Raw genomic sequence first — 15,674 nt, 5'->3', positions numbered from 1 at the left:
TTCAAATGCCCCCTTCTCCGATTATGCCTGGCCAACCGTTTCGTCAGTAATGCCAAGTTCTTCTTTCACCCAATCGTAGCCTTCGTTTTCCAAGCGCTGTGCGAGCTCAGGACCGCCGGATTTAACGATGCGGCCTTGCATCATCACGTGTACGAAATCAGGTGTAATATAGTTCAGCAAACGCTGGTAGTGAGTAATAATCAAAAATCCACGCTCCTCGGAACGCATTGCGTTAACGCCGTTTGCTACGATGCGAAGAGCATCGATGTCTAGGCCGGAGTCGATTTCGTCAAGAACGACGATTTTTGGATCCAGAAGCATCATTTGCAGAATTTCGTTACGCTTCTTTTCACCGCCGGAGAAACCTTCGTTCAAATAACGATGAGCGAACTCAGGGTTCATTTCCAGCTCTTTCATTTTGCCTTCCATTTGGCGAATAAATTTAATCAGCGAAATTTCGCTGCCTTCTTCGCGGCGAGCGTTGATTGCACTGCGCAGAAAGTCGGAATTCGTTACGCCAGGAATTTCGCTTGGGTATTGCATAGCAAGGAACAGACCCGCGCGAGCGCGCTCGTCCACTTCCATCTCCAGCAGGTCTTCGCCGTCAAGCGATGCGCTGCCAGCCGTTACTTCATATTTCGGATGACCCATCAAAGCGGAAGCAAGCGTACTTTTGCCAGTACCGTTTGGTCCCATGATCGCATGGATTTCTCCGCCTTTGATTTCAAGATTGATGCCCTTCAAAATTTCTTTTCCTTCGATCTCGGCTTTGAGGCCGTCGATGACAAATTGTGTTGCCATATTATACTGATCCCTCCAAGGTAGGTTTAACTCATAGAGTTGCTGATTCTCAATGATTCTCAATAATCATTTTAATATAGTTTTTGTTATAAATCAACGCAGGAAGTGTTCCCGCAGTCAGTTTTTACCCGATCAAACCCATTAAATCGACAATGCCAGCATTACCCTTTCAAGCTCAGCTTCGAACTGCTCGTCCGTCAAGACAGGTTTCATACCAGCCATCTCAATCTCATCTTCCAATCTTACCCATGATTTGCATCCCGTATAAGCCGGCCGCATCGGTGCGAAGACGGGCTCATCCAGCAAATATACTCGAAGCAGCAGCAGATGCAGCGGCTTGGTCCGCTTCCATTTCAATCTTTCTTCCGCAAACGTATCCGTCCAAATATGAAGCCCCCGCAGCTTGTCCAGCGTTTCTTGATCGCGAATTTCAATGTCGCGAACCGCTTCAGCATATGCCGAAAGCTGAATGAACTCCGCCTCAGGAGACCATTCCGAAAGCGTATCATCCATACCGTCTTGGTAAGCTTCTTTTAAAAGTTCCTTTTTCTGATGCTCATATGCGGGCATTAAATAGAAACTTGGGCTCAGCAGCTGAAAATCCCGCGTCTCCTCTATAATGCCGCCCTTGCGCATCACCATGATCTGTTTTCCATCGTATAGCGCTTTAACGGATACCGCCCATTCCTTAAGCGCAACTTTTTGGCGCAGCTCAGTTTCTGACATCCATTCTCCTCCATCCGTATGACTACCCTCTATTTTGAAAAAAACCGCCCGCGAAGTCAATCATTGATCCTTCTAGGTATTCCATGGCGAAATAATATCCATTATACTAGTAGGCATGGTGTCTGAACGACAAGAAAATGCGGAGGTGGACATGCATGTCAGCGTATCATCCTTTAACTGAACTCGAAGCGGTCGAAATCGCTCGCGGGATCGATGGTTTCTTCCCCGAAGGCGCATCACTCGGATGCAGGGAAATTGGGGACGGCAACTTGAATCTCGTTTTTCATATTTCGGACAGCGCAAGTGGAAAAAGTCTTATTATGAAACAAGCTTTGCCTTATGCAAAAGTAGTAGGGGAATCGTGGCCATTAACGCTGGACAGAGCCCGCATTGAAAGCGAAAAGCTAATGCTGGAGGGACAGCTTGCTCCCGGACTCGTTCCGGTTGTATACAAATACGATCCCGATTTGTACCTGACGGTTATGGAAGATTTAAGCGACCATATTATTATGCGCCAAGGACTCATTAATCGTACCGAGTACCCGCTTTTTGCGGATCACATTTCCACCTTCATGGCGCGGACTTTATTTTTCACCTCCGATTTAGGCATGAATCAGCAAGAGAAAAAGCTGCAGGTTAAAGCTTTTATTAACCCGGAGCTTTGCAAAATTACGGAAGACCTTATTTTCGACGATCCGTACACCGATTCGCCTAACAACAATATTCCGGAAGCGATTAAGGATGCCGCCGCTGCGCTTCGTTCCGACGGCCCGCTGCAACTGGAAGTAGCCATTCTTCGCGAGAAATTTTTAACGAATGCGCAGGCGCTTCTGCATGGCGACTTGCATACGGGAAGCGTGTTTGCTACCCCCGCCTCGACCAAAATAATCGACCCGGAATTTGCCTTCTACGGCCCGATCGGTTTTGATGTGGGAGCCATTCTCGCCAACCTGCTGCTGAACTACGCGGGTCAAGAGCATTGGAGCGCTGACGAGAGCAGCCGGAACGATTACCGCAATTACCTCCTTCAAACGATTGAAGAGGTGTGGAACGGTTTCGAAAGCAAATTCCGCGCTTTATGGAACGAGCATGGAAGTGACCGGATCGCTTCCGCCGCACCGGGATACCAAGACTATTATATGAAGCGTCTGCTTCAGGACTCCATCGGTTTTGCCGGATGCAAAATGGTGCGCCGCATCGTAGGACTTGCCCATGTAGCGGACATTGACCGGATAACTAACGATTCGGAGAGAGAACGGGCACAGCGGCTCGCGCTGCAAATCGGCACCGGACTCATTACTTTAAACCGTTCCGCCCAATCCATTAAAGAACTGGCCCAAATTGTCGAACAAGCGGTTAAACCGCTTCAGAACTAGCATAAGCAGAGAGGAACGAGACGCATGACAGGAAAATACGCCGGCTTGCAGTCCGTCATTTGGACGGGAGACAAGCTAGATTTGCTCGATCAAAGATTATTGCCGGAAGAAATCGTTTATTTGCCCCTTGTGACATCGGAAGATGTATGGGAGGCCATTCGTCACCTAAAAGTTCGCGGGGCTCCTGCTATCGGGATTGCCGCCGCTTATGGAGTTGTGCTGGGAAGCCGCTCCGCTGCCACCGTTAAGGATTGGAGCGATAGCGTGCTGAAGGAAGCCGAATATTTGGCCACTTCTCGCCCAACGGCAGTCAACTTGTTTTGGGCGCTGGACCGGATGAAAGAAACGGCTGTCCGTTTGGCTGGAGAAGGCTTGCCCCTGGACGCGTGCAAAGCCGCGCTTGCCGATGAGGCTGTAGCGATTCAGAAGCAAGATGAAGAAACAAACCGCCTTATTGGCGAACATGCGCTTTCCTTGTTCGAGGACGGCATGGGCGTACTCACGCACTGCAACGCGGGCGGTCTTGCCACAGCGAAATACGGTACGGCGTTAGCGCCGTTTTATCTTGCTTTGGAGCAAGGCATGAGCTTGAAAGTATTTGCGGATGAGACTCGTCCCGTCCTGCAAGGCGCAAGGCTGACCGCCTTTGAATTGCAGCAAGCCGGCGTCGATGTTACTCTCATTTGCGACAATATGGCCGGTATGGTTATGTCCAAAGGCTGGATTCAAGCGGTTATCGTCGGAACAGACCGCGTCGCGGCCAATGGCGACGTTGCCAACAAAATCGGCACTTACAGCGTTGCTGTTCTTGCAAAAGCCCATGGCATTCCTTTTTACGTCGCTTGTCCGCTTTCCACAATTGATCTTGCTACTCCAACGGGCGCGGAAATTCCGATTGAGGAGCGCCAAGCCGAAGAAATTACTGAAGGGTTTGGCAAGCGGACTGCGCCGCAAGGCGTTAAAGTATTCAACCCGGCTTTCGATGTGACGCCTCACGAATATGTAACGGCCATCATTACAGAAAAAGGCATTATTCAGGCGCCATACGAAGAAAATCTTCGCAAACTGTTTCAAGCTTAAGTTCCGAAACCTATTAAGCATTAGTTGATGCTACTTCGAAAATACCGCTTAAAGGGGCTTTTTCGCTGCTATTTCATGCAGACGAAAAGAGCCCCTTTTTATAAGCTATACCATCCTTCGGAGAGCCTCAAAGCCCTTCATCCCGGCAACGATACCAAGGGATTCCGCCTTATGCGTAACCGATTCGAGGGGCGCTTCCAACAATTCTTCCAGCGTTCGTACACCAACAGCGCGTCCAGCGACGATTTCACGATCCCTCAATCGATCATTGAGGAGAGACACATCTAAAGCGCCGCACATAATATATCCCTTATCCGTCGAGATTGAAAGGAGAGTCGTTTTCGGAAGCTTTACTTCAACGCCGAGTACGGTTTCTCCGCTCTGGAGTACAAAAGGGACCATACGCATCATCTCGCATCCACCTCCTTCGGACAGTCCATCTAAACGATAAACTGCACAACCAGTATATGCGGTTCGCCTCGTCCGGTGTCGATTTTTGGTGATATTTAGGCCTACATGACTAATCGAAAAAATGGTATAGTAGTGATATCTATCACAGCGCGGAGGCAGGAAAATGACTAAGCAACAGCAACCATCCACGAAACAACAACGCTCATTTGTATTCAATGTTGAGATTATGCTCGAAGACGAGCATCACGCTACCGCTCTTGAGAAGCTTTTGCACGGGTTAAACAGCTGCGATTGGAGAGACTACCGAGTGACGTCCGGTATTCAGCTTGGCGAATTGATTGAGGAGCAGACAGCTAAATCTGGTGCAGCAACCGAGATTCCTGTAGAAATCAGCAAGCCTTCACCTGAGAGCACGGAAGCCAAACTGCAACCATCGGAAGCTGCCGGCTTGGATCATATTAAAGGGTTTATGAAAAATAATGTGCTGATTCGGCTTATTGTGAATCGGGGGCTAGGCATTAAACTTAATATCCCATGCCGGATTATTAATATGGATGAAAGTGAAAGCCTGATTACGGTTTATCATGTGGATGAGAAACAAGTGTACACCTTCCGCTTAAATGAAATTGAAGACTTTATTGGCTAACAAAAAAGACGGCTGGCCGGGAACTCTTTCCCAGCCAGCCGTCCTTTTTTAACCCGCTTTAAGCATTTCTTCAATATATTCGCTGGATACAGGCGGACTCCAAAAAAATCCTTGCATTTCATCACACTGATGTTTGCGCAAAAATTCCATTTGTTCTTCCGTCTCTACTCCTTCGGCAATGACTTGAATGTTCAAATTATGGGCCATAGCGATAATCGCGGCCACAATTTCGGCGTCGCTTGGATCTTGCTGAATATCGCGTACAAAAGAACGATCGATTTTCAGCCGGTCTATCGGGAAATTTTTTAAATAATGGAATGAGCTATATCCCGTACCGAAATCGTCAACGCTGATGCCTACTCCAAGATCCGTAATCGCCAGCAAGCAGCGGGATACATGGCCTACGTCAATCGTCATCGACTCCGTAATTTCCAAATCTAAATATTTGGCCTCAAGCCCGCTCTTCTCCAATACCTCTGCAATACGGCTAGCCAAATCATGTTGCAGAAATTGGCGTATCGACAAATTGACGGACACCGGCATTGGCGTTAAACCCGCATCCTGCCATGCTTTGTTTTGCCGGCACGCTTCCTGAAGCACCCAATCGCCGATCTGCACAATCATGCCGCTTTCTTCCGCAAGAGGGATAAACACTCCTGGAGAAAGCAAACCTCTAACGGGATGTTTCCAGCGTACTAGCGCCTCCACGCCGACCATACGGCCTGAGACCAAATCATATTGCGGCTGATAGTGGAGGACGAACTCGTCGCGCTGAATGGCTCTGTACATTTCATGCTGCAGCTTCAGCCGTTCAAAAGAGGAGTTGCTCCAGCTATCGGAATATAGCAAGCAGTCGTTTTTCCCGCTCTCTTTTGCTTTGACAAGCGCCATATCCGCCTTTTTGAACAGTGTATATCCGTCATCCTGCTCGTTTTGGTTTGTGACGAGGCCAATACTGGCCGTAATATGGAGCGGAAAGCCTTTCAGCTCATACGGCTCCTCAATCGACTTCAAAATCTGTCTGGAATACTCCAGCAGTTGTTCCTCGGACGATATGGAATTCAGCAAAAGCGCAAATTCATCGCCTTCCATTCGAGCTACGAAATCTTGCTCCGACAGCCCTCTGTTTAGCCGCTCCGCCACCTGCATCAGCAGCATATCTCCGAATTCACGGCCGAATGAAGCGTTAACTAGCTTGAACCGATCCAGGTCCAAATAACAAATGCCGATCAGCCGCTCCTCTTCTTTCGCTCTGGACAAACTTTCCGTCATTTTCATCTGGAACAGCGTGCGGTTCGGCAAACCGGTCATATCGTCATAATAGGCCATATACCTGATGCGCTCTACATTTCGTTTCCGATCGCTGAGGTCATGACTGATCATTACCGTCCCAATGACCTCTTCATCTTGAATCATAGGCGCGCATACGACCTGCAGCTCCAGCGGAAAGCCTGAGCGATGCGTAATGCTGACGTTGCTTTGGTTTGTTTCGCCGTTTAGGGCAAGTTCCAAACAGTCTTGCAGCTGCGATCTGCTGCCAGGGTCGATCATCCTCATCATCGGCTCGCCTATCATATCCGTTCGATGGTAGCCTAACATCCGGCTGGATGCCTCATTCATCTCCACAATGTTCGCATTCCGGTCCAAAATGGTAAGCGGCACAGCTTCAGACTTTAGAAGCGTTTCAACAATTGCGGTATGATATTTGTGGAAGTTGCCAAATGGATAGCGCTTTACAAAAATAATAATTGCCGTAGCCAATAAAGAAATTGCAACAGCCAGAAACGCCCATCTATACATCGTATTCGAAATTACCAAAAAAGAAGCCGCGATCCAAACCGCCGCAAGCGCCGCTAGCGCGGAGCTAAGTCCCCAAGGATTGCGTAGGAACTGCAGCGTGTGCCGCTGCGTCTTCGATTCCGGATGTTCATCCATTCGTCTCGCCACACACAAACTTCCTTCCTCTTAAGTCGGTCAAGTGATAGCTAGGTACATTATAAACGATATAGATGATTTGTCATAGAAATATTTACTAACCGGGATACTTTTTTGCGAGAAATAATCGAATTATGTCGAATTAGTGCGAAATGACGTCATAAATCAAGATTTTGGAACTTGCTTAACCGCCCCTGCGATAACAAAGCCCCAGCCCGTCAGCATCGCAACGCCGCCAATAGGGGTAATCATACCTAATTTAGTGATATCGGTAAGGGCCAAAATATACAAGCTGCCGCTAAAAATGACCGTTCCTGCAAATATAAGCCTGCCCCCCGTCAAAATGCTGCGGTTGCCCCCTACCGCCTTGTAGAGCAGCGAAATAAGCATTAGTCCCAGCGCGCTGTACATGTGGTAACGCACGCCAGTCTCAAACACTTCCAAGTAATGCTCCGACAGCATTTTCTCCAAACCATGCGCTCCAAAAGCGCCAAGTGCGATCGCAAGAGCCGCATTTACGGCTCCGATTGTAAAATATTTAGGAAACATGAGTTTTCAATCCTCTCAGTATTGTGTATAATTTTCCCAAACAACAAAAAGGGAGACTTACAATGACAATCGATCACCAGCAAAATGGACAGAATCAACAATTTTATCCTCCTAACGGCTCAGAGACTCCAATCTTTCAGTCTCAACAACAGCCTTACGGAGGTCAAGCACCTCTGATCAAAAAACATTCAGGGCCCGGCATTGCATCCTTTATAATTGGACTACTGGCTATTGTCGGATTAATTATTGCCATCATTATGTCGGTAGCTGCAGCAGGCAGCCTTGGCTCAACCGATCCTCTAGCCATCGAAGAAGAAATGTTGAATGGCGGTGCTTTAGCTCTCGTTGGCGCAGGCCTGCTTATGATAGGATCAATTGTCCTTTCACTGATCGGACTGATTTTAGGCATCATCGGTGCCGTACTGAAAAACCGCAAGCAAGTATTCAGCATTATTGGAATTATCCTTAATGTGTTGATTATTGGCGGTTTAATTATACTTATGATCATTGGGGCAGCTGTCGCTCCCGTCTAAGCGTCATCGCCGTATAAAATCCGCTGTTCGCTTTTGCGAAGAGCGGATTTTTTTCGTTCCGCTAATTTTTAAGGATGATTTCCGTGCGGCTATAGCCGGCCTTTGTTTTACTGACGGAGAGACAAGCCGGGAAGGAATCCTTTAGTTCGCCCACATGAGAAATAACGCCGATCATCCGTCCCGCCTTTTGCAAATCGATTAGCGCCGATACCGCCTTATGCAGCGATTCTTCGTCCAGAGAACCAAATCCTTCGTCAATGAGCATCATTTCAATGGAGACGCCCCCTTGATGCGCCTGAATAACATCCGTCATACCGAGCGCGAGACATAATGAGGCGTTGAACTTCTCGCCCCCAGACAACGATTTGACATCCCGATTCTGCCCCGTATACGCATCGTATACGTCGAGCCCTAGTCCGCTTTGTTTGCCCCTCGACTCCAGTCTATCGCTTCTCTCAAGCCTGAATTGGCCGTTCGAAATATCCCTCAGCCTGACGTTCGCCATCGTTAAAATCTGCTCCAAATATTCAATCAAAATATATCGCTCAAAAGACATTTTCAGCTCGTTGTCGCCTTTCAGCATAGAGTAAAGATCGAGGACGCCCTCCAGCTCCTCCTCCAGCTTCACCATAAGCGCTCCCGACTTATGAACCGAATCGGCCAAACGGGTTGCTTCTTCGGCAAATCGTCTCGAGGAGCCTTCTGAGTCTAGAGCCGCTTCATATTGCGCTTTCCACTCTGCAATCGTCACTAAGACAGGCTCCGCACTTCTCCTGTCCATTCCTTTCAGCTCCAGCTCAAGCGATGCGATTTTTTCAATCAGCACTCCCCATTCGGTCCGATAGGCAACGATAACGTCCTTCATTCGCTTGGACTCTTCATCGCTTATGAGCGCTTCTTGATAGGTTTCAGCAGCGGCAAATCCCGCTTTCGCCAGCTCTTGCTCATAACGAGCCATTGAACGCTGCTCAAGCCCCTCTGCCTCGCTCCGTCCTTCCATAGCCTGCTCGGCGTAAGCGCGGCTCTCTGCCGCTTTTGAGGACGTCTGCTGAAGCCGCTCTTGAACCGCTTTCCAAACTTGCTCCAAAGCTTGAAATGCGGTTTGCCGCTCATTTATGGTCCTTTTAAGAGCATCTGGGGAACGAAGCGGCTCGGGAATACGCTCCAATTCCTTCTGCAAGGCGGAATTCGCGGCGGTCCGCTCTACCTCTAGCCGCTGACCTTCCCTCCGTGCCATGTCCGCCTCTTTTTCCTCGGAATCAAGCTCTTTTTCGGTATGCTCCAACACATTTTTTAGTTCCGCGTGCCGCTCAGCCGATCGCTGCAAATGATCAGCGGCATCCTTTAGGTCGCGCCACATGACTCTAAGCTCCGTCTGCCGCTGCTGCAGCCTCTCCTTCAAGCCTGAGCCGTTTTCACCACCTTCATGCTGGAATCCCGCTTCTTCCAGTTCCTGAAGCATGACGGCTTGAGAGGTCAGGGCTGACGCAGCTTGCGCCTTTGCCGTCATCAGCTCGTGCTGAACATGCGAAAACACATTTTTAGCTTCCTGCAGCTTTTCCTTCGAGGGAGCTTCTTCACTGCTGGCATGCGCTTTATCTGGGTGAGATTCGCTGCCGCAGACGGGACACGGCATCCCGTCTTGAAGATGTGCGGCAAGCAAGCTTGCCTGCCCCTCAAGCCAAAGCCTCTCCCATTTTTCTTGTTCTGCGGCTGCCTGCTTAAAGGCCAACTCCCGCTCTCTTTCCCAATGCGCCAGCCGCTCCGCCTCTTCCGTAAGCTCCAGAAGCCGCTTGATCGTCTTTCCTTGCTGCTCGACCCCTTTAAGCCGGTCACGCTTCTCATGCAAATGCAAGGCCGCATTTTCCGTCAATTTGATTTCAGCTTGCAGCTCCAAACGTTTTGATTTCAATTCGGCAATATTCTGGTCAAGCGCGGCAAGACGTTTAAGTGCCGCTTTGGCGGAATGTTCAAGCTGCAGAGCGGTGCCCCGCTGGGATTCCAGCGAGCTAACTCCGGGAACAAGCTCTTGAAGCCTCACAAGCTCACGCTCCGCCTCGCGGCGAATGTCCTCCTTCTCGGCTTCCTCGCGGTGCTTAATCATTGCCTCGGCGTAGGCTTGCTCTGCTGCCTTCCGCCTCTCCTCCAACTCGATCCAGGCATTCTCTTTTGCCCGTTTATTGCGGAGAGCCTCACGCCACTGCTCTTCATATGGCAAAATACCGGAAGCCTTCACCGCCAGCTCTAATCGCTTCTCCTGCCGGACGATATGCCCTTCTTGCTCCGCATACCGCTCGCGCTGTTTTTTTCCCGTTTCGAGCTCGTCATGCTTCGCGTTTAGGCTTTGAATTTCTCTTAGCTGCTCTTGTGCCGCATCAAGCTCCAGAGAAGCTTTAGCTTTAACTGTGCCTGCATCTTCCATCTGTTTTTTATAAAAGTCAGCTTCCTGCGATAAAGAAGCCGTCACTTGTGACGCACTATATACCTCTTGGCGAAAGGTCGACGCAAGCAACCCCTCCTCACGCCTTGGCAAAGCTTCTTCGGCCTGCCGCATAACGGCTGCTGCTGCTGCCCTTGCCTCCTTCAGGCGGTCTTGAAGCTCTCTGTTTCGCCGCTGGAACCGCTCCTCCAACTTCTCGTACAGCTCGGTACGGAATATTTTTCGCAAAATGTCTTCCTTATTGTCTGTATCAGAGGTGAGCAGCTTGCGGAACTCTCCTTGCGGCAGCATAACGATTTGACTGAACTGCTCTTTAGTCAAACCGATAATGGACAGCAGCTTCGCGTTTACTTCCGTTGTCATAAAACGATCAACGGCCGGAATGACTTTTTCGCCATCAAGCTCGAATAATTCCGCCTTTTCTCCGGTTTCGCTCCGATTGTTGCCCTTCCTGTGCTTCATTTGACGAAAAACCCGGTACTGCCTGCCTCCCACCGCAAAATCGAGCTCCACTGAAGTATGATCGTTCTCATCCGCAAACTGGCTGCGGAGCATGCGAATATCGAACCGGTCTTCGCCGCTCGCCGTCCCATAAAGCGCATAGCATATCGCGTCAAAAATCGATGTTTTGCCGGCACCCGTATTGCCTGATATGACAAACAATCCGCGGCTGCCAAGAGTGCCGAAATCAATCGACTCCACGTCCCGGTATGGGCCGAACGCCTTCATCGTCAGTTTTAAAGGCCTCATGCCCCGCCTCCTTCCTCTTTGAGCAGCGCTCCGTATTCCAAAGCGAACAATTCCTTTTTCGCCTCCGAAAGCGGCCTGCCCTTTACTTCCAAATAAAAGGAGGCAAACAGCTCGGCAGGATCGATTTCGCTTCTTCGCAATTTCTTCCCATCTCCGGCCATAGAAGCGCCGTCCTCTCTCGGATCAATACGAGTTAGCGGCTTCTGCTCTACATGCAGCGCGTTAGGATATATCGTCCTTACTCTTTCCATCGGAAATAAAATCGTATGGTCGCTCAGCAAGGTGACATAAACGTAATCATCGCTTCTGGCATGCTTCGCCAGTTCATCAACCGTTGTTTCAATTCGCCGCATATCCCGCTGGGGCTTCAATTCCCGCTTTTCGATATTGGCAACGCCACTGCCGTCGAGCTCCACTATATAGTAGCCTTTGATATGCTTTTCTTCCGATATGGAATACTTCAGCGGAGATCCGGCATATCGAATGTTATCGTTTTTAACATAATGAGCCTGGTGTAGATGGCCCAAAGCTGTGTAATGAAACGGAGCAAAATAATCCGATCTTACATGCTCCGCCCCGCCTATAGACAAAGGCCGCTCCGATTCGCTTGTATTTGCGGCAGACTCTCCTCCTGGCGTTACAAAAGCGTGCCCAACAAATACATGTCTAGCTTCAGTGTCCAACCCCGCCGATATTCGGTGAACGATCGCTTTAACCGCATCGTCATGGGAACGGATAGAATCATCTTCTAACACATGCCTTACCATAGAAGGGTCGGCATAAGGAATCAAATGAAAATGGACCTCCCCGTATTCGTCACAAAGGACTACGGGCTTTGAATCCGGCCGCAATTGACCGACTAAATGCAGCCCTCGGCTTTCCATCATGCGTGTGCCAAAGTTGATGCGATCCGGACTATCGTGGTTGCCCGCTATGGCGAGAACAGGAGTTTTCAACTCCAATACAATCGTTTCCAAAACATGATCAAGCAACTCAACCGCCTCTGTAGGGGGCACGGCTCGATCATACAAATCTCCAGCTATAATAACGGCATCCGGCTTTTCGTTCCGGATTTCCTCCATAAACTGCTCAAGCACATATTTCTGATCCTCCGTCATATAGACGCCTTGAACCAATTTGCCAAGATGCCAGTCCGCCGTATGAAACAGCTTCATGAGCTCCCTCCTTTGCAGCGGGTCATAAGGCCCGCACATTCCCTCTCTATTCTATCATTGCTCTATCGGCAGCCGCTATACTGCAGCACAAAAGATAGAAAGTTTGCTAGATTGGGACTTATTTCGTTCACATAACCGTAAATCAAATGAATATATTGAATAACAGACAGCCAAAAAAGCGAGGAGGTGCTCCGAAATGAAACCGGAAGACAACGGCATGTTCATCGTTTCAAGGGAGGACTGGTCCCTTCACCGCAAGGGATATCAAGATCAGGCACGACACCAGCAAAAAGTGCGAGAGGCCATCAAACAAAATTTGCCCGATCTCGTCTCTGAAGAAAGCATCGTGATGTCTGACGGCAAACAGGTTATAAAGGTGCCGATTCGGAGCCTTGATGAATATCGGTTTGTTTACAACTACAACAAGAACAAGCATGTGGGGCAAGGCGACGGAGACAGTCAGGTGGGCGATGTGCTCGGCGTAGACCCGCAAGCGGCCAAAAAAGGCGGCAAAGGAGAAGGAGCGGGCGACCAGCCGGGCGAGGACGTTATCGAAGCTGAAATATCGCTTGCAGAGCTGGAAACGATGCTGTTTGAGGAGCTGGAGCTTCCCTTTTTGAAGCGCAAAGATAAAGATCAACTGGAAACAAGAGAAATTCGGTTTAACGATATTCGCAAAAAAGGGATCATGTCCAACATCGACAAAAAAAGGACGATTCTGGAAAACTTAAAGCGCAATGCCACATCCGGTCAACCCGGCATTCACCGCATTAGCCCCGACGACCTTCGTTACAAAACATGGGAAGAAATTGTGAAGCCGCAATCCAATGCGGTTATTCTGGCTATGATGGATACATCGGGCTCAATGGGCTCGTTTGAAAAATATGTAGCGCGCAGCTTTTTCTTCTGGATGACTCGTTTTCTGCGTTATCAGTACGAAAAAGTCGAAATCGTATTTATCGCTCACCATACGGAAGCGAAGGAAGTGACCGAAGAGGAGTTTTTTACACGAGGCGAAAGCGGGGGCACCATTTGCTCCTCTGCTTACATGAAGGCACTTGAGATTATTGATTCCAGATTTAACCCCAGCATCTACAACATCTATCCATTCCACTTTTCCGATGGGGACAACTTAACAAGCGACAACGAGCGCTGTGTCAAGCTGATCGGAGAGCTGCTAAAACGCTCCAATCTATTCGGCTACGGCGAGGTCAACCAATACAACCGTTCCAGCACGCTTATGTCCGCTTATAAGCACATTAACCTTCAGCATTTTATGTATTATGTTATAAAAGAAAAAGGCGAAGTCTACAGCGCCTTAAAATCCTTTTTCCGCAAGCGCGAGGGCGTTCCCGGCTAAACAAAAAATCCCTAGCTCATTCGAGCAAGGGATTTTTTATATGTTCAATTACGGTGTATGCGTGGCTGAAGGCGTCTGAGAACTTCTTGGAGCTTCAGGAACTGGCGCAGTTGGATTTCCTTCTGAAGGATCACCTTCCGGGGCAGTAGTCAGCTCACTTAGGCTTTTAAATTCATAACCTTGCCTTCTGGCTTCATCGATAATCGAGCCAAGCGCATCCGCATTGTCTTGGGACACGGAATGCAGCAGCAAAATCGCACCCGGATGCAGCTGCTTGGTCACTTGCTGAAACGCATAGGACGCTCCTTTTTGAGCACGTACATCCCAGTCCTTGTAGGCAATTGACCAGAATACGCTTGTATAACCCGAATTTTTGCTTGAGGCGAGCACCTTTTCGTTAAAAATGCCACGCGGTGGCCTCAAATAGTCCATTTGCTGCTGGCCCGTAACAAGCGTTACCTGCTCCTTCACTTTAGCCAGCTCGCTTCGAATCATCTCGTCGGTTAGCTGAGTCATATCTGGATGGCTCCATGAGTGGTTGCCTATGATATGACCTTCTGCTGCCATCCGCTTTAACAGCTCTGGCTGATCTTTAATGTAATGACCCGTGACAAAAAAAGTGGCGGGCACTTGCTTCTCTTTTAACACATCCAATATTTTAGCCGTTAAGCCGTTTTCGTACCCGTTATCGAAAGTTAAGAACAGATCCTTGCGCGACGTATCGCCAAGAAACAATGCTCCGTGCTTCGTAATAATCGGTTTAAATCCTTCTTCGTCAATGGACGGCAGTCTGCCTTCCACACTTTTTTTGAATCCGAAATGAAAAGCGCCCGGCTGCGCAAAAATAGCTTGCGGACCCCATATGGCCGCCAGCACGAAAGCTGAAGCGATTAACAACCCGCTAATTCTTTTTGTTCGCAAAATGACTCTCCTCCCTCGTTCTATTGTCCATCCGATTGTTGAAGCTTCCTGTTTCCTTGACATGGATTTACTATTTCCTTTAAAAGCGCGCAATATTCCACTTCGTTCTCCGTTCAGTACTGTCAGGTAAAGCTTAACAAAAAAATACTGCCGCCCAATTTGGACGACAGTATCTATAGTTAAGTTGATTTAGTTTTGAAAATGGTCGGGATGACACGATTTGAACATGCGACCCCCTGGTCCCAAACCAGGTGCTCTACCAAGCTGAGCTACATCCCGAATGAATGGAGCGGAAGACGGGAATCGAACCCGCGACCCTCGCCTTGGCAAGGCGATGCTCTACCGCTGAGCCACTTCCGCAAAAAAATGGTGCCGCCGAGAGGACTTGAACCCCCAACCTACTGATTACAAGTCAGTTGCTCTACCAGTTGAGCTACAGCGGCAAATAAATATGATTATGTTCCGATTAATCGGATTGGTTGCGGGGGCAGGATTTGAACCTGCGGCCTTCGGGTTATGAGCCCGACGAGCTACCGAGCTGCTCCACCCCGCGAAAATAATAATGGTGACCCGTAGGGGATTCGAACCCCTGTTACCTCCGTGAAAGGGAGGTGTCTTAACCCCTTGACCAACGGGCCTAACGATCTTACTTATGTAGCTTGAGCTACGGAGAAGGAGGGATTCGAACCCTCGCACCACTTACGCAGTCTAACCCCTTAGCAGAGGGTCCCCTTGAGCCACTTGGGTACTTCTCCATGAAATGGCTCCCCGAACAGGACTCGAACCTGTGACAACTCGATTAACAGTCGAGTGCTCTACCAACTGAGCTATCAGGGAATAATGCGTCAGAAAAGACGCTTCAATGTTTGCACATTGAAAACTGGATACGAAAGTTGCTGAAACGCTTTAGCTGTTTGTTAGGATAAGCCCTCGACCGATTAGTATTCGTCAGCTCCACACATTGCTGTGCT

At 49.1% G+C, this 15,674-nt stretch carries 13 protein-coding genes and 7 tRNA genes; 5 read left to right on the top strand and 15 right to left on the bottom strand.

The window, feature by feature from the left end; all coding sequences use genetic code 11:
• Positions 1–21: 21 nt before the first annotated feature.
• Positions 22–801 (bottom strand): Fe-S cluster assembly ATPase SufC, encoded by a 780-nt coding sequence (sufC, locus tag ACFQZE_RS00100; protein WP_379352380.1) that lies wholly within the window; start codon positions 799–801, stop codon positions 22–24.
• A 141-nt stretch (positions 802–942) separates the two neighbouring features.
• Positions 943–1,527, bottom strand: coding sequence for a DUF1802 family protein (locus tag ACFQZE_RS00095; protein WP_379352378.1), 585 nt, complete (start codon positions 1,525–1,527; stop codon positions 943–945).
• Positions 1,528–1,682: 155 nt separating this feature from the next.
• Here ACFQZE_RS00095 and mtnK point away from each other — a divergent pair, with 155 nt between their 5' ends.
• Together mtnK and mtnA are read left to right on the top strand one after the other, a co-directional pair.
• Positions 1,683–2,903, top strand: coding sequence for an S-methyl-5-thioribose kinase (mtnK, locus tag ACFQZE_RS00090; protein ID WP_379352376.1), 1,221 nt, complete (start codon positions 1,683–1,685; stop codon positions 2,901–2,903).
• Positions 2,904–2,927: 24 nt separating this feature from the next.
• On the top strand, positions 2,928–3,983 hold the full coding sequence (gene mtnA / locus ACFQZE_RS00085; RefSeq protein WP_379352374.1) for an S-methyl-5-thioribose-1-phosphate isomerase: 1,056 nt from the start codon (positions 2,928–2,930) through the stop codon (positions 3,981–3,983).
• A 105-nt stretch (positions 3,984–4,088) separates the two neighbouring features.
• Here the strand turns inward: mtnA and ACFQZE_RS00080 are convergent, their stop codons facing one another.
• Positions 4,089–4,394, bottom strand: coding sequence for a YunC family protein (locus ACFQZE_RS00080; protein ID WP_379352372.1), 306 nt, complete (start codon positions 4,392–4,394; stop codon positions 4,089–4,091).
• 163 nt (positions 4,395–4,557) lie between these two features.
• On the opposite strand from ACFQZE_RS00080, the gene ACFQZE_RS00075 reads away from it, so the two are divergent.
• Positions 4,558–5,040, top strand: coding sequence for a hypothetical protein (locus ACFQZE_RS00075; protein WP_379352370.1), 483 nt, complete (start codon positions 4,558–4,560; stop codon positions 5,038–5,040).
• Between the two features lie 48 nt (positions 5,041–5,088).
• Here ACFQZE_RS00075 and ACFQZE_RS00070 read toward each other — a convergent pair whose 3' ends face one another.
• Both ACFQZE_RS00070 and ACFQZE_RS00065 read right to left on the bottom strand, forming a co-directional pair.
• Complete coding sequence (locus tag ACFQZE_RS00070) at positions 5,089–6,987, bottom strand: putative bifunctional diguanylate cyclase/phosphodiesterase (RefSeq protein ID WP_379352368.1); 1,899 nt, start codon at positions 6,985–6,987, stop codon at positions 5,089–5,091.
• Positions 6,988–7,140: 153 nt separating this feature from the next.
• A complete protein-coding gene (locus ACFQZE_RS00065; protein ID WP_379352366.1) occupies positions 7,141–7,524 on the bottom strand; it encodes a DUF423 domain-containing protein in 384 nt (127 codons plus the stop codon).
• Between the two features lie 62 nt (positions 7,525–7,586).
• On the opposite strand from ACFQZE_RS00065, the gene ACFQZE_RS00060 reads away from it, so the two are divergent.
• On the top strand, positions 7,587–8,057 hold the full coding sequence (locus tag ACFQZE_RS00060) for a hypothetical protein (protein WP_379352364.1): 471 nt from the start codon (positions 7,587–7,589) through the stop codon (positions 8,055–8,057).
• Positions 8,058–8,118: 61 nt separating this feature from the next.
• Here the strand turns inward: ACFQZE_RS00060 and ACFQZE_RS00055 are convergent, their stop codons facing one another.
• Positions 8,119–11,247: an AAA family ATPase gene (locus ACFQZE_RS00055; RefSeq protein WP_379352362.1), complete on the bottom strand. Its 3,129-nt coding sequence runs from the start codon at positions 11,245–11,247 to the stop codon at positions 8,119–8,121.
• Entirely contained in the window at positions 11,244–12,422 is a 1,179-nt protein-coding gene (locus tag ACFQZE_RS00050; protein ID WP_379352360.1) for an exonuclease SbcCD subunit D, read from the bottom strand. Before ACFQZE_RS00050 ends, ACFQZE_RS00055 begins: the two co-directional genes overlap by 4 nt.
• A gap of 196 nt (positions 12,423–12,618) precedes the next feature.
• Here ACFQZE_RS00050 and yhbH point away from each other — a divergent pair, with 196 nt between their 5' ends.
• The gene (gene yhbH / locus ACFQZE_RS00045) at positions 12,619–13,782 is read left to right on the top strand and encodes a sporulation protein YhbH (protein ID WP_379352358.1); all 1,164 of its coding nucleotides are present in this window, start codon (positions 12,619–12,621) and stop codon (positions 13,780–13,782) included.
• Between the two features lie 48 nt (positions 13,783–13,830).
• Here the strand turns inward: yhbH and pdaA are convergent, their stop codons facing one another.
• From pdaA to ACFQZE_RS00005, 8 genes are all read right to left on the bottom strand, one after another.
• The gene (gene pdaA / locus ACFQZE_RS00040) at positions 13,831–14,703 is read right to left on the bottom strand and encodes a delta-lactam-biosynthetic de-N-acetylase (protein ID WP_379352356.1); all 873 of its coding nucleotides are present in this window, start codon (positions 14,701–14,703) and stop codon (positions 13,831–13,833) included.
• A 202-nt stretch (positions 14,704–14,905) separates the two neighbouring features.
• A tRNA-Pro gene (locus ACFQZE_RS00035) sits at positions 14,906–14,982 on the bottom strand.
• A 6-nt stretch (positions 14,983–14,988) separates the two neighbouring features.
• Positions 14,989–15,063, bottom strand: a tRNA-Gly gene (locus tag ACFQZE_RS00030).
• A 7-nt stretch (positions 15,064–15,070) separates the two neighbouring features.
• Positions 15,071–15,146: transfer RNA gene (locus ACFQZE_RS00025), tRNA-Thr, on the bottom strand.
• A gap of 33 nt (positions 15,147–15,179) precedes the next feature.
• Positions 15,180–15,256: transfer RNA gene (locus ACFQZE_RS00020), tRNA-Met, on the bottom strand.
• A 10-nt stretch (positions 15,257–15,266) separates the two neighbouring features.
• Positions 15,267–15,341: transfer RNA gene (locus ACFQZE_RS00015), tRNA-Glu, on the bottom strand.
• A gap of 29 nt (positions 15,342–15,370) precedes the next feature.
• A tRNA-Ser gene (locus ACFQZE_RS00010) sits at positions 15,371–15,458 on the bottom strand.
• Between the two features lie 6 nt (positions 15,459–15,464).
• Positions 15,465–15,540 (bottom strand) — tRNA-Asn (locus ACFQZE_RS00005).
• Positions 15,541–15,674 lie beyond the last annotated feature (134 nt).

Origin of the sequence: Paenibacillus sp. GCM10027627, from assembly GCF_042675505.1 — a bacterium.
Classification (GTDB): Bacteria; Bacillota; Bacilli; order Paenibacillales; family Paenibacillaceae; genus Pristimantibacillus.
The sequence above is the reverse complement of the archived record's forward strand: the minus strand, read 5'-3'. Positions and strand labels throughout refer to the sequence as shown.

What these genes read in the sequence shown, in the direction of transcription:
- sufC (WP_379352380.1), bottom strand. Translation starts at nt 801, where the DNA reads ATGGCAACACAATTTGTCATCGACGGCCTCAAAGCCGAGATCGAAGGA.
- ACFQZE_RS00095 (WP_379352378.1), bottom strand. Translation starts at nt 1,527, where the DNA reads ATGTCAGAAACTGAGCTGCGCCAAAAAGTTGCGCTTAAGGAATGGGCG.
- mtnK (WP_379352376.1), top strand. Translation starts at nt 1,683, where the DNA reads ATGTCAGCGTATCATCCTTTAACTGAACTCGAAGCGGTCGAAATCGCT.
- mtnA (WP_379352374.1), top strand. Translation starts at nt 2,928, where the DNA reads ATGACAGGAAAATACGCCGGCTTGCAGTCCGTCATTTGGACGGGAGAC.
- ACFQZE_RS00080 (WP_379352372.1), bottom strand. Translation starts at nt 4,394, where the DNA reads ATGATGCGTATGGTCCCTTTTGTACTCCAGAGCGGAGAAACCGTACTC.
- ACFQZE_RS00075 (WP_379352370.1), top strand. Translation starts at nt 4,558, where the DNA reads ATGACTAAGCAACAGCAACCATCCACGAAACAACAACGCTCATTTGTA.
- ACFQZE_RS00065 (WP_379352366.1), bottom strand. Translation starts at nt 7,524, where the DNA reads ATGTTTCCTAAATATTTTACAATCGGAGCCGTAAATGCGGCTCTTGCG.
- ACFQZE_RS00060 (WP_379352364.1), top strand. Translation starts at nt 7,587, where the DNA reads ATGACAATCGATCACCAGCAAAATGGACAGAATCAACAATTTTATCCT.
- ACFQZE_RS00055 (WP_379352362.1), bottom strand. Translation starts at nt 11,247, where the DNA reads ATGAGGCCTTTAAAACTGACGATGAAGGCGTTCGGCCCATACCGGGAC.
- ACFQZE_RS00050 (WP_379352360.1), bottom strand. Translation starts at nt 12,422, where the DNA reads ATGAAGCTGTTTCATACGGCGGACTGGCATCTTGGCAAATTGGTTCAA.
- yhbH (WP_379352358.1), top strand. Translation starts at nt 12,619, where the DNA reads ATGAAACCGGAAGACAACGGCATGTTCATCGTTTCAAGGGAGGACTGG.